The following is a 1,740-nucleotide window of genomic DNA, read 5'->3' as shown; positions in this document are numbered from 1 at the left end:
GTTCCCGGTGCAGAGTTTGCACAAGTATTTGGATAGGTTGACCCAGCAGGGGGAGGTGGTGATTGCGGAGGTAGAAGGGGCGATCGCCATCCACCCCCATCATCCCCCCGAACCAACAGCCCTAGAAGAACCAACCCAAGCTCCTGTTGAGCCGATTCCACAACCCCAGACCCCAGCACCAGCGTCTAAAGAGCCTGAATTTCAGGTACAAAACCTGTTTGACCTCGACCAGTTCAATGAGGCACATCAAAATGGACACAAGGAGCGCCAGACTGTCGATCCAGCCTGGAGTGGCTCGGCAGTAGAAGCTCAACCAACTGCGCCATCAGAGGTAAATGTAGATCCGCCGACACAACCCTTACCATCCCCTACGGTTCCAGCAATAGCTCATCAGGGGCAAGCGGTAGCAGGTGAGCTACCGCTGGAGACTGTGCCCGAACCGTTGCCGCGTACCGCTCTAGACACCTTGCGTGACTGGTACCGCGCGGCCCGCGACTTGGGCCATGATCCGTTACACCTGGAACAGATCAAGCAGTTGGGCCTCTCAGCCAAACAGGCTAATGGTAACGGGTTTGGCCTCGCGCCAAACCTACAGCAGGCGATGGCTCAAGACCTGGTTCAATATCAGGCGTTGCAGCAGCGGGGAGAATACGTGGCCCAGGCTTCTAAAAAAATCCTGTCGGTGATCGGGCAGACCCGAGGCCCTCACACCCAGTTTCGCGGCAAAGTCTATGAACTGAAGCAGACCGCCGACCGGCTGACCGTCCGCCGGGTGACGCATCAACCCCAGACCATTTTGGAAATCGCCCAGGGGAAAATTCAGCGCACAGTGGTGACGGCTGAAGACTGCCAGCGGTTTCAGCGATTTGTGCAGCGCCTAGAATCAGACCGTGTTCCCACCCCGACCTCAGCAGGACTTGAACGATGATGACCTTGGCCCCCTTGCCCGCCGACTACCGCCCCCAGTCCATCATGATTTTGTGCGATGGGCAAAAGGCCGTGCATGTGGAGGGCAGCGAAATGCAGCTCGATGTGGAGTGGACGGCAGAGCGCAAACCCGATTGCCTGGAAATGTTTTGGGATGGGGTATTGGTCTATGCCCTGGTGAATCAGCAGCTCACAGTCAACCGTCTGGAACTGGTCACAGGTGCTGTCCACCCCATGGAATGGATCTTTCAAACCCCAGCAGGCCATGCCGATGAACCCAGCCCTTCGCGCCACGTTTGATTGGCTCCGGGATCAAGGACTGCCACCGCTGCCCGTTGCCCCAGCCCAAGACCCGACGCGCTACCCAGCCCGAAACGGGGATGGCAGCCTGAAGCGCGACAAAGACGGGGCTCTGGTGCCTGCCTTTACCGGCAAGAATCCTAGCTATGTGGACAGCCGTGGAATTCCCCATCTCATCAGGCATACCCAGTATCAAAATCGGATGCCGACTCAGGCAGAGCTTCAGACCTGGTTTGCCCACCCTGACAACGGCATTGGCACCCTGGGCGGCTGGCATAACATTGTTTGGATTGATGTGGATGTGAAGCAGTTTGAGTCGCAGCAGACCTGCGACCAGCGGATCACCGATTGGCTGGGCCAGTACCCGCTCTTACAGCAAACTTTTACCGAGCGCACTCACAGCGGCGGCTGGCGGCTGGCAGTGCAGGCTCACGAAAAGACGTTTACCAATTTCTCGCTGGATGGGGTGGGTGGACAGTACATGGGGGAGGCTCTGGGCCAGGGGCGCTTCAC

The 1,740-nt window shown here is 58.2% G+C and carries 2 protein-coding genes and 1 pseudogene; all 3 read left to right on the top strand.

Annotation, left to right across the window (positions count from 1 at the left end; all coding sequences use genetic code 11):
• Nucleotides 1-928, top strand: a pseudogene (locus IQ273_RS32995) (hypothetical protein); the annotation flags it as partial.
• A complete protein-coding gene (locus IQ273_RS32990; RefSeq protein ID WP_194027288.1) occupies nucleotides 925-1,227 on the top strand; it encodes a hypothetical protein in 303 nt (100 codons plus the stop codon). The pseudogene IQ273_RS32995 and the gene IQ273_RS32990, both read left to right, overlap by 4 nt.
• Nucleotides 1,199-1,740, top strand: a 542-nt coding sequence (locus tag IQ273_RS32985) for a bifunctional DNA primase/polymerase (protein WP_194027287.1), incomplete at its 3' end; no start/stop codon positions are given. The genes IQ273_RS32990 and IQ273_RS32985, both read left to right, overlap by 29 nt.

The organism is Nodosilinea sp. LEGE 07298, from assembly GCF_015207265.1.
Lineage (GTDB): Bacteria > Cyanobacteriota > Cyanobacteriia > Phormidesmidales > Phormidesmidaceae > Nodosilinea.
The sequence above is the reverse complement of the archived record's forward strand: the minus strand, read 5'-3'. Positions and strand labels throughout refer to the sequence as shown.

Excerpts from the sequence above, each read along its gene's own strand:
- IQ273_RS32990 (WP_194027288.1), top strand. The coding sequence starts at position 925 with ATGATGACCTTGGCCCCCTTGCCCGCCGACTACCGCCCCCAGTCCATC.